Annotated in this window: 18 protein-coding genes; 4 read left to right on the forward strand and 14 right to left on the reverse strand. The window is 30.9% G+C overall.

The genetic code is table 11. The features are described 5' to 3' along the window. Window positions 1-11: 11 nt before the first annotated feature. Window positions 12-1,967, reverse strand: coding sequence for a peptidylprolyl isomerase (locus tag CVD18_RS04935; RefSeq protein WP_103864334.1), 1,956 nt, complete (start codon window positions 1,965-1,967; stop codon window positions 12-14). Window positions 1,968-2,128: 161 nt separating this feature from the next. Here CVD18_RS04935 and CVD18_RS04940 point away from each other — a divergent pair, with 161 nt between their 5' ends. The 3 genes from CVD18_RS04940 to CVD18_RS04950 all read left to right on the forward strand — a co-directional run bounded on the left by CVD18_RS04940 (window position 2,129) and on the right by CVD18_RS04950 (window position 3,600). After that, window positions 2,129-2,578 (forward strand): SRPBCC family protein, encoded by a 450-nt coding sequence (locus CVD18_RS04940; RefSeq protein WP_103864335.1) that lies wholly within the window; start codon window positions 2,129-2,131, stop codon window positions 2,576-2,578. Between the two features lie 168 nt (window positions 2,579-2,746). Next, complete coding sequence (locus CVD18_RS04945) at window positions 2,747-2,992, forward strand: hypothetical protein (RefSeq protein WP_103864336.1); 246 nt, start codon at window positions 2,747-2,749, stop codon at window positions 2,990-2,992. An 89-nt stretch (window positions 2,993-3,081) separates the two neighbouring features. Next, on the forward strand, window positions 3,082-3,600 hold the full coding sequence (locus CVD18_RS04950) for an OmpH family outer membrane protein (protein ID WP_103864337.1): 519 nt from the start codon (window positions 3,082-3,084) through the stop codon (window positions 3,598-3,600). A 101-nt stretch (window positions 3,601-3,701) separates the two neighbouring features. On the opposite strand, the gene guaB is transcribed toward CVD18_RS04950, so the two are convergent. Beyond that, complete coding sequence (guaB, locus tag CVD18_RS04955) at window positions 3,702-5,174, reverse strand: IMP dehydrogenase (RefSeq protein ID WP_103864338.1); 1,473 nt, start codon at window positions 5,172-5,174, stop codon at window positions 3,702-3,704. A gap of 415 nt (window positions 5,175-5,589) precedes the next feature. Here guaB and CVD18_RS04960 point away from each other — a divergent pair, with 415 nt between their 5' ends. Next, entirely contained in the window at window positions 5,590-6,357 is a 768-nt protein-coding gene (locus tag CVD18_RS04960) for a phosphatase PAP2 family protein (protein WP_103864339.1), read from the forward strand. A 220-nt stretch (window positions 6,358-6,577) separates the two neighbouring features. Here the strand turns inward: CVD18_RS04960 and CVD18_RS04965 are convergent, their stop codons facing one another. The 12 genes from CVD18_RS04965 to CVD18_RS05020 all read right to left on the reverse strand — a co-directional run bounded on the left by CVD18_RS04965 (window position 6,578) and on the right by CVD18_RS05020 (window position 18,157). Next, window positions 6,578-7,051 carry a hypothetical protein gene (locus tag CVD18_RS04965; protein WP_103864340.1) on the reverse strand — a complete coding sequence of 158 codons (474 nt, stop codon included), beginning with the start codon at window positions 7,049-7,051 and terminating at the stop codon, window positions 6,578-6,580. Between the two features lie 196 nt (window positions 7,052-7,247). After that, on the reverse strand, window positions 7,248-8,501 hold the full coding sequence (locus CVD18_RS04970; protein ID WP_103864341.1) for a DUF3999 family protein: 1,254 nt from the start codon (window positions 8,499-8,501) through the stop codon (window positions 7,248-7,250). Beyond that, on the reverse strand, window positions 8,485-10,854 hold the full coding sequence (locus CVD18_RS04975; protein ID WP_103864342.1) for a DUF2339 domain-containing protein: 2,370 nt from the start codon (window positions 10,852-10,854) through the stop codon (window positions 8,485-8,487). Before CVD18_RS04975 ends, CVD18_RS04970 begins: the two co-directional genes overlap by 17 nt. A 176-nt stretch (window positions 10,855-11,030) precedes the next feature. Continuing rightward, on the reverse strand, window positions 11,031-12,308 hold the full coding sequence (locus CVD18_RS04980; protein WP_103864343.1) for an RNA polymerase sigma factor: 1,278 nt from the start codon (window positions 12,306-12,308) through the stop codon (window positions 11,031-11,033). A 7-nt stretch (window positions 12,309-12,315) separates the two neighbouring features. Beyond that, window positions 12,316-12,660 carry a YciI family protein gene (locus CVD18_RS04985; RefSeq protein ID WP_103864344.1) on the reverse strand — a complete coding sequence of 115 codons (345 nt, stop codon included), beginning with the start codon at window positions 12,658-12,660 and terminating at the stop codon, window positions 12,316-12,318. A gap of 220 nt (window positions 12,661-12,880) precedes the next feature. After that, window positions 12,881-13,279: a hypothetical protein gene (locus CVD18_RS04990; RefSeq protein WP_103864345.1), complete on the reverse strand. Its 399-nt coding sequence runs from the start codon at window positions 13,277-13,279 to the stop codon at window positions 12,881-12,883. Between the two features lie 269 nt (window positions 13,280-13,548). Then, the gene (locus tag CVD18_RS04995) at window positions 13,549-14,790 is read right to left on the reverse strand and encodes a DUF3570 domain-containing protein (RefSeq protein ID WP_103864346.1); all 1,242 of its coding nucleotides are present in this window, start codon (window positions 14,788-14,790) and stop codon (window positions 13,549-13,551) included. 64 nt (window positions 14,791-14,854) lie between these two features. Continuing rightward, window positions 14,855-15,067: a DUF4266 domain-containing protein gene (locus CVD18_RS05000; RefSeq protein ID WP_103864358.1), complete on the reverse strand. Its 213-nt coding sequence runs from the start codon at window positions 15,065-15,067 to the stop codon at window positions 14,855-14,857. 24 nt (window positions 15,068-15,091) lie between these two features. After that, window positions 15,092-16,075 carry an FAD:protein FMN transferase gene (locus CVD18_RS05005; protein ID WP_233194475.1) on the reverse strand — a complete coding sequence of 328 codons (984 nt, stop codon included), beginning with the start codon at window positions 16,073-16,075 and terminating at the stop codon, window positions 15,092-15,094. A gap of 1 nt (window position 16,076) precedes the next feature. Then, window positions 16,077-16,511, reverse strand: coding sequence for a thioredoxin family protein (locus CVD18_RS05010; protein WP_103864347.1), 435 nt, complete (start codon window positions 16,509-16,511; stop codon window positions 16,077-16,079). Window positions 16,512-16,903: 392 nt separating this feature from the next. After that, window positions 16,904-17,410, reverse strand: coding sequence for a ferritin (locus CVD18_RS05015; protein ID WP_103864348.1), 507 nt, complete (start codon window positions 17,408-17,410; stop codon window positions 16,904-16,906). 234 nt (window positions 17,411-17,644) lie between these two features. Next, complete coding sequence (locus CVD18_RS05020; protein WP_103864349.1) at window positions 17,645-18,157, reverse strand: PAS domain-containing protein; 513 nt, start codon at window positions 18,155-18,157, stop codon at window positions 17,645-17,647. Window positions 18,158-18,173 lie beyond the last annotated feature (16 nt).

Below are 18,173 nucleotides of genomic sequence, written 5' to 3' on the forward strand. Positions count from 1 at the left end.
TCAAAAAACACTTATATAGACAACTCTTTTTTTGCTTTCTTTAATATTTTTTTATTAACCTTCACAGAGTACTTTTCCTTAAGTTCATCCAACCATTTTCCTTCAATACTTTGTTGGTAGTCATTAATAACCTCTCCCCTTATTTCATCAAAAGTTTTAATTCGGGAAGGTAAAATTTCTTTAACCATTATCAAAGTGGTAAAATTTTCTTCTTCTGAAATGGTAATTGCTCCTATTTCTTTAGAAAAATTATTAGGCATATTACTTTTACCTTTATTCAATACCTCTTCTGAGAATAAAATCGTTGTATTATCGCCTTCTATTTCTTTTTTTACTTCTTCTATCGCTTTTTTCTCTTTCAATAACTCTTTAATTTTTAAAATCAAATCATGATTTGATGATGATGCTTTGAATACTTTATAAGCTTCATTTTGTTTATAGTCCTTTTTTTGTTTTTCGTAATACGCCTTTATTGCTATAGAATCAGTTTTAGCTGCATTCCATATCTTAGACTCCATAAGGTCAAAAAGTAAAAGGCCGTCTCGATACTCTTCTATAATATTTGCAAAATCTATATTATCTTCTTCCAAATGTTCTTCATAATATTGTAGCAAGGTAGAAGATTCAAATTTGGGATACATTTCTTCTATATATGCAGATGAATCTATATATCTACGTATTCCCATCTGATTACTCATTAAAAAATCAATAAAATCTTTATAGGTATACTTTTCTTTTTTGATGCTAAAAAATTCTTTTTCTATCTCTTTATCTTTTTTTAACATTTCCCATTTTTCTTCAGAAAATGTAACTGGGATATTTTTTTTAAAAAAGGCTATAGCTTTTTCGTTTTTGTTAACAGCATATTTCTTTCTTAATGAATTGATAAAAGATTCTGTAATTAATTTTGATCGACTATCTCTTTTTATTCTTTTAGCAAGATTATTTTTTTGTTCTTCAAACGTTCTTGGTTTATGTTTTTCTATAAGCTTAATAATATGCCAACCGTATTGTGTTTTTAAGGGTTCAGAAATTTCATTTTTCTTTTGCAAAGCAAATGCCGCTTGTTCGAATTTTTGTGAATTCAATGCTCCTTGTGCAAAACGCTTGAGCACACCTCCTTTTATTGCAGTACTAGGGTCCTCACTATATTGTTTTGCTAAAGCCGAAAAAGAGACCCCTTGTGCCAGTTGCTGGTTGATTTTTTTTATTCTTTTTTTTGCTCCTTCAGAAGTACGATTAGCATTTATCGCAACCATAATATGAGCAACTGTAACTTCTCCTAATTTCTTCTCTCTGCTATTTACTTTTAAAATATGATATCCAAATTGTGTTCTAAATGGTTCAGACACCTCTCCTATTTTTGTTGAATATGCAGCTTCCTCAAAGGGATACACCATTCTAAATGCAGAAAACCATCCTAAATTTCCATCATTTTTGGATACAGAAGGATCTTGACTATAGACTCTGGCTACCACATCAAATGCTTCTCCTTTATCTATTTTATTTTTTGCTTCTATAATTTTTTGATAGGCCGCAATTGTGTCTTTTTCTGAAGCATTAGGTTTTAGTATGATCAATATATGGCTTGCATTTATCTGTTCTAGCGAACGCTCATAAGCTTGTTTTAACAAAGCTTCAGATGCCTTGTTATCTGTAAGATAGCCTTTGACCAATTGCTCTCTATACCCTTCTAATTCTGAAACATATGCTTCTTTTTTATTTAACCCTAAATACTCTGCTTCTTTGAGCTTTAATTTATAATTGACAAATAGATCAAAATATTTATCAATATTTTTCTGAGAATCGTCTTTAACCAAATCTATATTTTTGAGATATACTCTTTTAAATTCTGAGATATACACTGGAGATTCATCTATCGTAAATAGTATTTCTTTTGATTGTTGCGCATGGGTTTGCATCAAAAAAATACTTCCTAAAAATAATAATAACGCCTTCTTATACATAGTTTCTATATGGTGAAGTCCTTAACTGAACAAAAATAACAATATTAAGATGTTTTACAAGTTCTTCTTCTAACGAAGTAATTGCACTCTATAGTATTGACTTTTAGTTTTTTTATATTATAGACCTAATACAAACTCAAAAAACAAATAGCAATTTTATCATGGAATATACTCTTGACATCGAAATCAAGCTTCCTAGGCACCAAGTAGTTGATTTATTTAAAAATGAAGAAAATATGAAGTTTTGGCAAAAAGGTTTTGTAAATATGACTCTTCTTAATGGTCAAAAAGGAAAAGCTGGAGCAGTATCAAAATTAACTTACATAATGGGAAAACGAAAAATTGAAATGGTTGAAACCATTACTCTATTAGATCTTCCTGCCGCAATTCATCTTACCTTTGATGCTAAAAACATATACAATATTCAGGAAAATTATTTTGAAGAACTTGTCAATGGACACACTAAATGGATATCTAAAAATGAATTTAAGTTTAGTGGTTTTATGAAAATTATGGGATTTTTAATGCCAGGAGCATTCAAAAAACAATCGTATAGTTATATGAAAGATTTTAAAGCCTTTGCAGAGAATGGTAAAAGTGTAAATAATTAATACTAGCTATCTTCTTTTTATCTTCTTTGCCTATTTACTTATATACTAGACTGATTCTTCTTATTTTTAAATTTAAAGATTATAAAAGCTAACTAGTTATTCTCATTGTGCATTCTTGATATGTATCTTTTACCTTAACTTTGGTGTATTCTTAATTTGATATCTATTTTGGAAAAAACACAAAAATTAAAACTGATTTGGGATTTCAAAGGTCCTGCTGCTAATAAAACAGCTCAACACCACGAAATTCACCTAAAAGAGTATATTACTCTAGAAAAGCTATCACTTAGTATCACGGGGTTTCAAGACATCAATGATATGCATAGTATAGCATATATGGTGGTTATGAGTTCTGAAATGAAAGCTGTGAGAGATGCTTTAAAACCTCATCGCGGACAATTGTATCAGGAGTAAGGCTTTCAAAAAAAATAATTCGTGGCACATATATTGTTTCAGACCTTATATATTTGCAAAAATTTAAAAATCAGTAAACAAAAAATAAAATGAAAAAAGTAATCGCATTAATCCTGGTTTTGGTTGCCAGTTTTCAAATAAATGCTCAATCAAAAACAGGAAGTATTGACACTGAATTTATTCTTTCTCAAATGCCTGAACTTCCCAAGGTTCAAACTGACTTAAAAGCCTATAACACAAAACTTGAAGAAGGGCTAAAGGTAAAGATTGAAGCTTATCAAACAAAAGCAAAAGAATATCAGGAAAAAGTTGCTTCTTTTACTGAACCTATGAAGAAAACAAAGCAAGAAGAGATTATTGCTTTAGAAAATGATATCGCACAATTTCGTCAAAATGGTGCTAAATTGGTGCAAATAGAACAAAACAGATTACTACAGCCTTTATACCAGAAAATCGGGCAAGCTCTAGAAGAAATTGCTAAAGCAGAAGGGTATACTCAGGTTTTTACAGTGACCACAAGTGGTCTGGCTTATATTGACCCTAAGTTTGATGTAACCAAAACAGTAATGACAAAATTAGGTATTGAGATCAAAGAGCCTAAGAAGTAATTATAGGCTACTTCATCATACCGTTTCATATAAAACTGGTATTATTCAATAAAAAAAAGCATCAAATTTGATGTTTTTTTTATTGAATATTTTTAGCTTATCTACCTACTATAGTTAGGGGCTTCTTTGGTAATTGTTACATCATGCGGATGGCTTTCGTTAATACCACTTGCTGTAATTTTCACAAAACGACCATTATCTTGAAGGGTTGCAACATCTTTTGCTCCACAATATCCCATTCCTGCACGTAATCCTCCTATAAACTGATGGATACTTTCTACTAAATCTCCTTTATAAGCTACACGCCCTACTATTCCTTCTGGAACTAGTTTTTTGATATCGTCTTCTACATCTTGAAAGTATCTATCTTTTGATCCTTTCTTCATTGCTTCTACAGATCCCATCCCACGATATGTTTTGTATTTTCTTCCTTCGTAAATCACTGTTTCTCCTGGTGATTCTTTGGTTCCTGCCAAAAGAGACCCTAACATTACTGTATCTGCTCCAGCAGCAATCGCTTTTGGAATATCACCTGTATACCTAATTCCTCCATCAGCAATTACAGGAACTCCCGATCCTTTTATTGCACTTGCTACTTCTAGCACTGCCGAAAACTGCGGGAATCCAACTCCTGCCACTACTCTAGTTGTACATATTGACCCTGGGCCAATTCCAACCTTGACAGCATCTGCTCCTGCTTCTACTAGATATTTTGCAGCCTCTGCTGTAGCAATATTACCAACGATTACATCTAATTCAGGAAATTTTGTTTTTACTTCTTTTAATACTGCTACCACTCCTTTTGTATGACCATGTGCTGTATCAACTACCACTGCATCCACGCCTGCCTTAACCAATGCATCTGCTCTTTCTACAGCATCCCCTGTAACTCCTATTGCAGCAGCTACACGAAGACGACCTAACTTATCTTTATTTGCCATTGGTTTTAGCGTAAGCTTGGTTATATCTCTAAAAGTAATTAACCCTACAAGTGTATTGTTTTGATCAACTACTGGTAATTTTTCTATTTTGTTTTCTTGTAAAATAACTTCTGCTTGCTGTAGTGATGTTCCTTCTCCTACAGTTACTAGGTTTTCACTAGTCATGATTTCTGATATAGGTCTCTCATCATTTTTCTCAAACCTAAGATCCCTATTGGTAACGATCCCTATCAATTTATAATTATCATCTACAATTGGAATTCCTCCTATACTATGCTCTCGCATATTATTTTTGGCATCGATTACTTTTGCATCGCGGGGTAATGTCACAGGGTCTATAATCATACCACTCTCAGCACGTTTTACTTTACGCACTTTGATCGCCTGTTCTTCTATAGTCATGTTTTTATGAAGTACACCTATTCCTCCTTCTTGAGCCATAGCTATTGCCATACGACTTTCTGTAACGGTATCCATTGCTGCAGAAACAATAGGAACATTAAGTGTTATATTTTTTGTGAATTTAGTTCGGATACTTACCTCTCGGGGTAACACTTCAGAAAATGCTGGAACTAAAAGAACATCGTCATAGGTTAAACCTTCTCCAACGATTTTGGAATCATGTGCTGTCATGGCAATTAAAATTTAATTGCGTGCAAATATACACCTTTTTTAATGAAAAATAAGGGGGCTTTCTTTATTTTGCCCCTCATTACTAGATAAATTAACACTTTTATAACCTCTTGTTTTAATATTGCTTCTTCTTTTTTTTAAGATCTGAATAAGCATTAGTTAAGAAATAAAATTTTAAATTAAAATAATCATCATTTTAATAAGTCTCTCTAAAGTTTTATTTCTCATCGTACATCTAGCTTTGATTAAAATAATCAAAACAACTATTTATATATTATCCTTAGTAAATTGTTAATTATTTATTAACAAAACGTAATTAATTAACATATTCTTAATAATTATCCTTTATATTTAACAATGTAACTATACAGTTGTTAGCCCAAAAACACCGATTACACACCCCAAAAACATAATTATGAAAATCCTACTTATACTAGCATTGCTCTGCATTTATACTCCTGCTGTAAATGCTCAACTTACCGACACTTATTTATCTGATTATCAGATTAATACTATCAAACAGAGAGAAACTATTTCAGGAAAAAAATTAATAACAAACAGAATAATTCCAATTGCATTAATTACTACTGGTGTATTATTATCTACAAGTAGTCTAGAGAAATCACTTCAAAAAGATGTAAGAAACATTGTTGGAGACGATTTTTATTTTGGCATGGATGACTATACTCGCTATGCTCCTATTGTTGAAATGTATGTGGCAGATATTCTAGGAGCAAAATCAAGAAGTCACTGGTTTGATCAAACCAAAATTCTTATGTTATCTTCTATTTTAAGTAACGGTACTTCATCTTTACTTAAAAAAGAAATTCATAAATATAGACCAGGAACATCTACTCATCCTAATTCTTTTCCTTCTGGTCATACTACAACTGCATTTACCACCGCAACTGTTTTATATGAAGAGTTTAAACATACCAATCCTTTATTGGCATATAGCGGTTACATTTTTGCAGTTACTACTGGTGGGTTAAGAATGCTCAACAATATGCATTATTTATCTGATGTATTGGTTGGTGCTGGCATAGGAATATTATCTGTTAAACTGGTTTATCATTTTCAGCACCTTATCTCTTGGAATCCTTTTAAGAAATTGAACGGAGTAGCATTTGCCCCGCATTTTAGTGAAAAATCTGCTGGTATCTACCTCTCAAAAACTTTTTAATTTACCTTACTGATTAATCAGTAAAATACTCTATACAAAAAACGGAGCTTGTTATTAAACTTGCTCCGTTTTTAAAAAATGGTTTACGTTTAGTTATATAAAATGCAATTATAACTAAGCCGTAAATATAGCTTTTTATAGACAAATTATGTGCTAAAACACATAAACAAAATACTGAAAAATAACCTTTATCTTATTTAGACAGTTTTTAAAAAAAAATCTACATTTTTAACTGTTTCCCATACTCACAATCTCTGATCAAACCTTTTGAATAACTTGTTTTTGTCATTAAATCCATAACCAAATATACTTTCTCTTTTATAAGAATAGTTACCGTTTTTTGACCCCATAGAACTTTAATATTCTTTTTTTTTAGATTCTTGACATAACAATATTGATTTGCATAAAAAGAAGGTAGTGGTTTATCTTTTATTCCTTTTGCATCATACAATATTCCTTTTGTTTTTGATGATTTTGGATCGACTACCGAGCACAAAAAACCATCAAAATCTACTTCTTCTTTATCTGGGCTCAAGAGATACGCCCAAACAGCATAAGCTTCTTCTTCAATCATCAAAGTTCTTCCCGAACTGGCATGTGTATCTGTCAAAAAAATCTTTGTAACTCGACTAGTTGATTTCTCTGTATCAGTATTCACGAATCTATTAAGTAGAGATAATAATTGGCTTTTCATTTATAATTTTATTTTGGGATTATAAATATATGCTATACCGCTAACCTAATTAAATATCTGAATACTTATGTACGGTTTTCCGTAATTTTATTTATTGTCATAATGCTATCCCTACATTTTATAAATGAAGTGTTATTACATCTAGCAAACTAGTTGGTTGTATAAAGAAATTCTTATTAAGAATAAAAAAAGGCTGCTATTTCTTTTTCATCATAGATAATGTAAACCCTCCTAATAATAAGATTACAACTCCCATTATCCCCCATAGCCAGATTTTATTAGTAAATAAAGGTTGGGGTTCTGAAACTTCTTGATTCGCACTTTCTGTATGACCTACAAATGTTCGTTTCTCTATAGATAGAGGTGTTATATTATCTGGAATCTTAACTGAGAGATATCCTAAATCATACGATGGTTTCTTTGCTTTCTCATTTCCGTATACAAGATAATATGTTGCTGAATCTATCAAACGTGTAACAAGCTCATGCTTATATCCTTTTACTAAAGGTTTACCTACATTCAAAGGCTTATTATCACTATTATCAATTACTATTCTTACTTTTTTTGTTATAACATTTCTGAAGGTATATACATTATCTTCTATAGAATTAAGAATCCCTGAATTGAGTTCTTTATATCGAAATATCCAATCTCCTTTTTGGTTTTTGATACTGTCATTTGCATATTGAATAGAGACAGGGCGATAATAATCAAAAGTATCTTTAATTTTGATATCTAAACAGCTAACAGAAACAGGGTTTCTAAGGGTTACATCTATAATTGTTTGCTTGTTTTTTTTGGATTGTTTTACTTGGTGGTTAATGATATCGTATTCTAGGTAATCTGCCTTCTTAGTTACTTGCATGGTAATATTTGCAGACTCTAATACAGGCTTTTGAACATCTTTTATATTGACTCTAAAATATTTATATTTTGCTTCAAGAAATCGTACTGTAGTAAATTGATAATTTGTCAGGTCATTCTGAATTGATAGTATACGATAGTCCTCTGTAATAGTATACCATTCTTCAAGGTTTTGACTTCCTTCTAGAGCGATCAACCAATCAAAATTACGTCTTTTAAATTTTAAATAAATCTGATTTACAGGTTCTGTTCTAGAAACTTCTAATGTTATATATGCGCCTTTATCGTTGTGTGTAGTATTCAGGGTTTTAAATGGTACCCTTTTGAGTGATACATTTCCAGTTTTTAATTTCAAGAGGTATGGTGCTTCTACAGTATCCTTCTCTTTGGTTACTCCATAAACTCTAACATCTGATAAATTAGGCAAAATATGACCAAAAACCTCATTGGGCAAATCTATCAAATGCCAATTATCTACTACACCTTGCAATTTATGTTTATATGTATATTGATCCATTTGAGCATAAGTGCTACAACAGATCAATAACATTAGTTTTACGACTATACTATTAATTTCCTTGTTCATCTGCAATAATATGTTTGTATTTATTGTATAAGAATGAAATGATTAGCATGAGGACTCCTAAGGATAAGAACACGATAGTTTTGGCTATAGTTCCTAAATGTGAAATATCATAGAAGAATAGCTTTATCAACGTAATTCCAAAAACTATAATGGCCAAAACACGTAAATATTTTTTTCTTTTCCATATTCCCAAGATGATAAGTAGTAATGCATATACTCCCCACAAAATACTTAAGCCTAACTTATAGGTTTCTGTATAATTTGCCAAATCCAACCAATGAACCAATTCACTACTTACTATCCAGATCAGGGTACAATGCAGGATAATTTCAAAAGCAATTTTAAAGCTTCTACCCAAGAATTTTTGTCGTACATATACATAAAGAGCATAAAGCACACCTGCCGCAAACATAAGAGAAATATATCGTATTCCCAGATGAGAAAAGACACCTGTACTATACTGTTGGCTTTCTAATTCTAAAAAACTGTCTCTAAGCTCACTTAATAAGTAAAGTCCTCTAGTTAAAAATCCAAAAACAATAAATAACGTGCATACTATGGTTATATATCCAAGCGCCTTATTTTTGATTTTTTTGATATTTATAAATGACAAAACTACTAGAAAGAACAGTGTATAGTTTATTAGCCAAATGGCTTTAAAATTATTTATATCTGATAGTGCTTCATATTTTGAAGTGTCTTCATCCTGAAATGTAAACAAGTGACTTGTTTCTTCGTGTATCTGATACCAATAGTTACTTATTTCTACCCAAAAAGTACCATAAGTTGCACCTATAAGTAATAAAACGATACTTACTGTTAGTAATACATATACTTCTGATTGTTTAGGCCATGGAAAAGATAGTTTCTCTTTGCGATGAATCCAGAGGATACTTGCATACGATGCGATACAACATATCGAAGTCATTAGATATACATTCAATACAGGTAGCAATCTAGTATCTGGAAATTCAGGAGTATACCCAAAATACATTTCTGCCCAATCGTGTAGAATACTAAAAAAAGCAAGTGCCCACAATGGATATGATAGCACCTCATAGATAGGCACTTTTTTGGTTCTCCCTATCCAAAAGAGTAATGCAGCTTCTCCTGCCCATAATAATGTAACCCAATTACCATCTAATTGTACAGGGAAGGCAATTGTAATAAAGATTAACACCATTCCTGTTGCAAAATAAAACAAATTGCGATCAGCTAATTTAAGCTTATGCAAAATTACACTTACCGCAAAATGAACCACTGCATTTGCCAAAGTAAATAAACCTAACAACTCTTTGCCATACTCATGATCACTAAGCATAGCAAATCCAATACCATAAAAAATAAATGAATTGGATAACTGTAAAATCACATCTAATATTCCGAATTTTTCTTTTTTTCTGAGCTTGTAGCCTAAAAATATTAGATAGAACGTTAGAAAAAATAAGATTAGAAATACAAAACCAAGTGTAAAGTGGGTTTCTATATCATATTTTGCTGCATACCAGGATATAAAAATAATCCATGTGAATATAAATGAAGAGAAATAAAGTGATTTCCAATATTTTTTTAATGCAATAATTAGTATCCCTACATTAATAATAGCCATATAACTGAATAGTATGACTACTCTACCTGAACCATCACTTAACAAAAATGGCACGGCGTATGCTCCTACGAGTCCTATATGTGCAATAACTTGTCTATTATACTGTATTGCTGCAAAAACTGTAAATGCTGTAAATAACAACATCAATATAAAGGTCATACTTTGCGGAATCAGCCCGTATAAACTATAAGCTAAAAATGTAATAAAATACATAATTGCCATAGCTCCACTTACTAGTACTGCACTGAAGTTTTCATATTTTTTCTTTAACTTCATTCCAACTCCCAAAAGACCTAATCCAACCAAATATCCAAGGATAATTCGAGTTAATGGTCCTATAAGATCATTTTCTATTGTATATTTTGCTCCAATAGCAACACCTATTACAATAATCCCAATACCAATTTTATTAATCAGGTTTTCTCCTATAAACTTTTCTAAATTTGATTTCTTTTTTGGTACATTTTTTTGAGGAGCTACCGTTTTTACTTCTACCTTCTTTACTGGTTCTTGTTGTTTTGGTTTTACCAGAACAGGTTTTTCTGTTTCTTCTACAGGTTTATCTATAGATGCAACTGGCGTTATAGCTTTATTTGCAACCTCTGGTTGATCTGCAGCTAAGTTTTTTATTTTATATATTTCCTCTTTAAGATTTTGTATCTGAGTAGAGAAATCCTCTTGTCTTTTCAGCAGAATTTCTAGTTTTTCCAGAAGCTGATGTATCTGATCTTGATTGTCTCCCATATTTTTATTTTTATACCCAACTATTATTCAAATAGTTAAACACATCCTTTGTAATTTATTGATTTTACCCCAAAAAGTAAAAAGCAAAAATTTAGAATGATCCTTTACAATAAAGTGAAAAGGTAGTAAGATTTTCTGAGATCAAGGCTATCAAAAGTATGGTTTTGTACTCTTATCTAATTTAAAACACATGCTATTTTATGAGTAAGAAATAGCTTTTCATGGTTGGACTGAGTAAGTTCTATTGCTCTTTTGTAACTTATTACTGCTTTTGCATTTTCACCTGATTTTTGATAAATACCACCTAATATGGCATGGTACAAATAATATTTTTCTACTACTTTATTACCACTTATAGATTCTAGATCAGATAAAGCTTCTTGTGGTCCATTAAGTTGAAGAACAACTAAACAACGATTTAAAAATACAATAGGATCATCTTTTATTTTTAATAAGAGGTCATAATATTCTAATATTACTTTCCAGTTTGTGTCTTCATATTGCTTTGCTTTACAATGTTGATAAGCAATGGCTGCTTCGAGGTGGTATGTAGATATTGTGTTTCCAAACGCTGCTTTATTTAAATACTGTTCTCCTAATTGTATCAATTGCTTATCCCATTTTGTACGATCTTGTTCAGAAAGTAAAACCAATGTTCCTTCTGGTGTAATTCGACTATCAATTCTAGCTGTATGAAAAGACATTAACCCCATCAATGCATATACTTCTGGTAACTGGGTACGCTCTTCAGACAGTAAAGACTTGCATAAAAACATTGCTTGACTAATAAGGTCTTTGCGAATAAGAAGGGCTGAATGTGTAGAATTATATCCTTCATTAAACATTAAGTATATCGTACTGAGTACAGTTTTTGTTCTTGTAATAATTTCTTCAACAGTAGGGATTACAGGACGTACCTTATGTTTCCTAAAATATTCTTTGGTTCTATATAAACGCTTAGAAATAGTATCATTACTACTAAGAAAGGATTTTGCTATTTCTTTGGTACTAAATCCGCATAATGATTTTAGAATAAATGTTATTTGATTTTCCTGCGAAATATTAGGATGACAGCAGGCATACATCATTCCCAAAAAATCATCTTTTATCTGTTGTTCTTTCCAATAATTATTCATCGCCTCCATCAATGTATATTCAGAAACTAATAATTGTTTTTCTGGATCAGAAAAATCAATCACCTTACTATATTTATTACGCCTTATAACATCTATAGCTCTATTTTTGGCAGTACGATATAACCACGCTTTAGGATTATCTGGAACTCCTTTATATTTCCAAGTTTCTATTGCTTTGACTAATGCGTCCTGTACCACATCTTCTGCCAATTCGATATTTTCTGCTCCAAATATTCTGATTAGTACAGAAACCATCTTCCCAGATTCTTGTCTAAAAAGATGGTTTAATGTATGATCTATATGTTCCTTGTTTTTCACAAAAAACTTATTCCATTAGATTTATTTCTCTTACTTCTACAGTACATCCATATACAAAGCTTGGGCAGTCTTTTGCTATCAGGGTTGCATGATCTAGAGAATCTGCTTTGATTATCAAATATCCTCCTACCAATTCTTTTCCTTCTGCAAAAGGTCTATCGGTTACCTTTTTACCCTTATTACTCAACGTTTTCCCTTCATCCATCAGTGGTTGTCCGCCTATGAGTTGTTCTGATTTGGCTAGATTACCCATCCATTTTTGCCAATCCTGCATATGTTCTTGCAGTTCTTCTGGAGAAGCTTGATTATACTTACCTTCTCCTCCTCTAATTATAAACATAAATTCTTTCATTGATTTATTTTTTAATGATTTATATAAGTATGACGAATACCTTCTTATAGACTTGGACAAAATTTTTATTTTTTTTGAAAAAAAAATAGCATGAATAGTAAGTACGCTATTCATGCTATTTTTTAATAATTTTAAAAAATCTATACTCTCAATCAGACTGTAGTTATAGTTTAACTAAAATTTTTATCATAAAACCTCTTGTTGTTATTTTTTGAATTATCTAAGGTTTATTAATCTTATTTGATTTCACATAGTACAGTTCCATTTTATTCATTGTTATGACCAATACATTTCCATTGAGAACATAATCTAAACAAATTTCTGTTGCATTTTCTTCTGAGTTAGCTTTTAGACAGAGTTTCTCTTCTTTTAATCCCCAGAACCGCTCTAATGGTTCTCCTAGGGATTTTTCTATAACTGTACCATCTTGTTTTAACTCAATAAATGTATTTGGATCACCATCCATCACCCATTTACCCACCAGCTCTTCTGGAGTACCTTGACCTATAAGAATCTTTTTCCCTCCTTTATCAACTACTATATCCTTATGGTTACTTGTATAGCTACTAAGCGTGATTATAGCAATTACAAGAACAATAATGTTAAATTTTGATTGCATAATATACGTATTTAAGCAGGTTAAATTTAACATTATTTTTGGTTTTATCCTCAACTACCTTAATTATTATATAAAATAATTCTTAATAAGGAATGAATCTTACTGATTTACAGAGGTTATCATTTTATTAAACACAATCTCTGTCCATTTCTTATTAAACCTAAACCTTATGTTAAACTACTCACATCATTAGGAAACGAAATAGACTTGTTATTTGTTGTGTCTCTCCTTTTTTTTAAAAAATATGTGTTTATTAAATCTAGAAGTTATTAATCTACTACAAAATTAAAACTTCCAGAAAATAAACTTGACGTAAGCCCTGAACTACGTTCATATTGCCTAAATCTAAGATCAATACTTTTTAACCCTAATTTCCAGATATGAAATTTTGTAAAAATATCCGTGTAACTAATTCCAAAACCATATTGATTGGCATCAAAATCAGATAAATCATAATCAGAAGTATAAAATGTTTGTGTAGATTGGTGTTGATTAAATGGAGCAAAGTATGTTGCTGCAGTTTGTGTATAAAAACGATATGATGGATATATTGTAAATCTATCAGTAATTTTTATAGGAACTTCTATACTAGCTGTATGGGAATTAATTTTCCAATCATCGGTATAATATCTATAGAATGTGCGTATGGTAAAAATTTCATTAATATAATAATGAAGCCTTCCTCCCATTGCTATTTTAAATCTAGTGCCAGGTAATCTCTCTATATCATCTGCATAGGTAAATTCTTGAATAACCAAATCTTCTACATCTGCAAATTGCACTCTCTGAAAAGGAGTAGACAATAATCCTTGTTGTTGTATTAGATCTAATGACAATACTCCTTGTAATGTTTTTGATAAAATTTGAGAAAACCCAATCCCTAAAGCATATGAATTACGAGAGTCATCTTCAAATGCAACAAACGTTGGTTGATCTCTTAGTTCTGATGGGTAAATAGGTTTCCATGTATCTAGAAAAGCATTGGCTTTTATACTGATTTCAGTATTTTTTTCATTAAATAATTTAGTGTAACTTCCTCCAAAACCGAAAGAGAAATAATCATACTCACTTGCTACAGCCATATTGGCTGACCATATTGTATTGCGATCATCACTACTATGGGTATATGCACCAGAAATTGTAGTAAGAATATCGCTTTTTGAAGCTCCTGATGATGCAACAAAAGGGTTTGCAACTGTAGCACCATCAAAAGGGTTTACATTACTAGACGAAGCTGATGAATAGGCAGATATTCCTGCATCTATGGTTAAAACATCATCATCATTTAATGGAATAGAAAGAACAATTGTTGGTGTGATATCTGTAAGCTCTTCTGTTCCTATTCCTCCTGTTACCGCTGCATTATCTCCTTCTTGAGCATAGTAACTCATCAAAAAATCTATTTCTGATGATTCTAATACTCTTTTTTTATATGTATTCGAGAGATCTTTTTCCTGTGCAGTTACTACTGATACAGTTAATAATACTATTATATAGAGAAGTTTTTTCAAAGTTGTTGATTTATTCTTTATCCAATTCTATAAACTCTTTAATTATCAAGTATACTACATCATTTTAATTGCAACCACAACCTCCTCCTGTTTTTCCTCCATTGGCTCCAGCAGCAGCTTCTCGATATGCCTGGAAATTAGTTTCGAAACGATCTATTTTTTTGAGAGTTAACCCCATATCAGGATCATTAATCTGTACTTTTTCATATTCTTTTACAGCTACACACGATTGAAATGAAAATAATAACATTAAAAATAATGGCAATAATTTAATCATCATATTTTATTTTATAAAACGGCACTAGTGATTATCTATCTTAATATGATCAGAAGTATGAATGTTTCCTTGATCATCGATAATCACACATTCTACACTTTTTAATTGATTTATTCTGTTTACTCCTGTTTCTATACCCATTACAAAAATCGATGTTGCCAACGCATCTGCCAGTTCTGCTTTTTGTGCAAATACAGTCACACTTATAATCCCTGTAGAAGGGTATCCTGTTCTAGGATCTATAATATGCGAGTAGCGTTTACCATCTATCATTATAAATTTCTCATAATTTCCTGAAGTTACAACTGCTTTATCTATAACTGGTAATATGGCAAATGCTTTATTTTTATTCAATGGGTTGGTAATCGCAACTCTCCACTCATCTCCATTAGGTTGTTTACCCCAAGTACTCATATCTCCAGAAGCATTGATAATCCCAGATTTGACGCCTTTACCAATTAAGAGTTCTTTAGCTTTATCTGCTGCATATCCCTTACCAATCGCTCCAAATCCTATTTTCATTCCTTTATGGGCAAGAAATACAGTCAATTTTTCTTTATCTAATATAATATATTTGTGTCCTACTTTTTCTACTGATGCCATAATATCTTCTTTAGAAGGCATCTTATTGACACTACCATCAAATTTCCAAATTTTATCCATTGATGCATAACTTATATCAAAGGCTCCATCTGTTAAATTTGATATCTGTATAGCTCTTGATATTAGGTCAAAAAACTCTTTATCTACTTGTACTGGGTGAATCCCTGCATTGGTATTAATTAAGGAGGTTTGAGAATCTTTATTCCATGAAGAAATCAATGTTTCTATTCTTTTAATTTCTGCAACTGCACTGTCTATATAATAATTAGCAGAATCCTTCCTTTCTGCTACTACGGTGATATCAAAACGACTCCCCATTAATTTTAAAGTACGTTTATAAATCTCTTGTGATATAGCTATATTACTTATCAATATCCAGATTAAAAATGCATAAAAAAATCTCAAATCACTTACTGTTTATTGTTTGCAACAATTGTATATATGAGCTTGGTGTTCCTTTTTTATATCCTACTTCTCCAAGCTTCTTTCCTTCTTTGTCTAAAATAACAATTAATGGAAAACCGCCGCTTCTATTATATTTTTCTGCTAAATCATTGTTTTGCTTTTGCAAAGGTTCTGGTAATTGATTTTTTTTCTTTCTAGGAAAATCAACTTTTAATAAAATATAATGTTGGTTTGCATATTCTTTAAATTCTTGGGTTTCCAGAATTTGTTTTTCTAATTTAATACATGGAGCACACCAATCTGAGCCTGAAAACAATAGCATCATATTTTTCTCATACTCTTTTGCGCTCTCTTTAGCTTCTTCAAAGTCTGTTAACCACTCTTGTGCTTGAACTATATTGACAGCCAGAAGTAGTATTAAAACTATATTTTTCATCTATTGAATATAATTAAGTTTTATAGCAATGAGGGTAAATTACATAATATTCATCAAAAAAAGCAACTATAGCTAATTAACTATAGTTGCTTTTTTATAAGATAGAAATCAATTTCAAAAATTGATTGTTATATTTTTATAGTAATAAAACTAAAGCTTAGGACATTTTTTACAATTAGTTTTTCCTTTCTTTTTATATTTTTTACAACATTTTTTCTTTTTGCCTCCACAAACTACTTCACAATTCAAAGCAGGACAAGGAGTATATAACGAAGGGGTAGCTAAACTTTGCACTATTTCAATTCTTATTAAATCTAAATAAGGTGCAAAAATATAAAAAAAAGATTCCTAAAAAAGGAATCTTTAGCATATCTCTATGAACTTATTAACAATCACTTAGGCTCCTCTGTTGCTACTTGAAATGTGTTGATATCTCTATCAAACAAATAATGCCCAGATTTATCGTCTCCTATTATTTTGAGTTTATCTAATAAAGTACGCGCTACAGCTTCTTCTTCTAACTGTTCTGCCACATACCATTGCATAAAATTGTGAACGTTATAATCCTTATGATTCAGGCATTCAAATATTATGTTATTGATTTTTTGTGTAACAAACTCTTCACTCTCTAGAAATATTTCAAAAAGCTCCATCAATGATTTAAAATCATCTCTTGGTTTGTCTATTGCAGGAATCACTGCTGTACCACTTCTCTCATTAATAAACTTAACAAGTTTGGTCATATGCACGCGCTCTTCTTCTGATTGTGTATAAAAAAAATCTGCAATACCATTAAATCCTCTGGTATCAGCCCAACATGCCATTGAGAGATATTGCGCAGAGGCTTTTGCTTCATATTTTATCTGATCATTTAACAGTTTTTCTATTTCTGATATCATGTGTAATACTATTTTAAAACGAACCTCTAATGTACATAATTTATTACGTTTTTGGGAGCCTTAACCTATCTTTTACATATTGATTTCTGCTATAAATTATGCACAATCTATTCACTTATAAATATGATCTATAAACTATTGAATTTTAATCTGATTAAAACCAAATTACATCATTTCTATTTACCGTACTTCTCTCTTTCCTCTTCTTTATCAAACATTGATTTGCGGTAAAAACTATGCAACTTTCTCAAAAGCTATATAATTTATTAGTTTACCTCTTTTGTTACAAACGGGAAAACCTTTTATTTTACACATGTATGTTGTCCTATCTTTTCTATAGTTAAGTAATGATACTTCAAAAGGAATTTTGTTATCTACAGCTGCTCTTACTATTTTTGAAGTTCTACTACAAGTTTCTTCTCCTTGAAACATCTTTGGTGATTTTCCTAATACTTCATCAGGCATATAACCATTAAGTTGTTGGATATTCTGAGAAGCATACACAATTTTAAGTGTAGGATTGGTAATAATTATAACGGATTGTTTTTCTAGAAACTCATTATAATAATCTCTAGTAAACTCCCAGTTTTCTGTTATTTTTTTTAGCGTTACTAAGTCCTCTCTAAAACCCTCTAAAACAACATGTTGTTCTCCATAGAACTCCCAAGATAGTATTGGCAATACATGGTCAGACATTTTTTTATAATCTGTTGCCATCATAGTATCATACCAAAACAAGTCATCCATAATTATTTATTTTTAA

This window comes from Aquimarina sp. I32.4, assembly GCF_002924285.1.
Taxonomy (GTDB): domain Bacteria; phylum Bacteroidota; class Bacteroidia; order Flavobacteriales; family Flavobacteriaceae; genus Aquimarina.

What these genes read in the sequence shown, in the direction of transcription:
- CVD18_RS04950 (WP_103864337.1), top strand. Translation starts at nt 3,082, where the DNA reads ATGAAAAAAGTAATCGCATTAATCCTGGTTTTGGTTGCCAGTTTTCAA.
- guaB (WP_103864338.1), bottom strand. Translation starts at nt 5,174, where the DNA reads ATGACAGCACATGATTCCAAAATCGTTGGAGAAGGTTTAACCTATGAC.
- CVD18_RS05020 (WP_103864349.1), bottom strand. Translation starts at nt 18,157, where the DNA reads ATGGATGACTTGTTTTGGTATGATACTATGATGGCAACAGATTATAAA.
- CVD18_RS04940 (WP_103864335.1), top strand. Translation starts at nt 2,129, where the DNA reads ATGGAATATACTCTTGACATCGAAATCAAGCTTCCTAGGCACCAAGTA.
- CVD18_RS04935 (WP_103864334.1), bottom strand. Translation starts at nt 1,967, where the DNA reads ATGTATAAGAAGGCGTTATTATTATTTTTAGGAAGTATTTTTTTGATG.
- CVD18_RS04970 (WP_103864341.1), bottom strand. Translation starts at nt 8,501, where the DNA reads ATGAACAAGGAAATTAATAGTATAGTCGTAAAACTAATGTTATTGATC.
- CVD18_RS05010 (WP_103864347.1), bottom strand. Translation starts at nt 16,511, where the DNA reads ATGAAAAATATAGTTTTAATACTACTTCTGGCTGTCAATATAGTTCAA.
- CVD18_RS04975 (WP_103864342.1), bottom strand. Translation starts at nt 10,854, where the DNA reads ATGGGAGACAATCAAGATCAGATACATCAGCTTCTGGAAAAACTAGAA.
- CVD18_RS04990 (WP_103864345.1), bottom strand. Translation starts at nt 13,279, where the DNA reads ATGCAATCAAAATTTAACATTATTGTTCTTGTAATTGCTATAATCACG.
- CVD18_RS04965 (WP_103864340.1), bottom strand. Translation starts at nt 7,051, where the DNA reads ATGAAAAGCCAATTATTATCTCTACTTAATAGATTCGTGAATACTGAT.
- CVD18_RS04960 (WP_103864339.1), top strand. Translation starts at nt 5,590, where the DNA reads ATGAAAATCCTACTTATACTAGCATTGCTCTGCATTTATACTCCTGCT.
- CVD18_RS05015 (WP_103864348.1), bottom strand. Translation starts at nt 17,410, where the DNA reads ATGATATCAGAAATAGAAAAACTGTTAAATGATCAGATAAAATATGAA.
- CVD18_RS04985 (WP_103864344.1), bottom strand. Translation starts at nt 12,660, where the DNA reads ATGAAAGAATTTATGTTTATAATTAGAGGAGGAGAAGGTAAGTATAAT.
- CVD18_RS05000 (WP_103864358.1), bottom strand. Translation starts at nt 15,067, where the DNA reads ATGATTAAATTATTGCCATTATTTTTAATGTTATTATTTTCATTTCAA.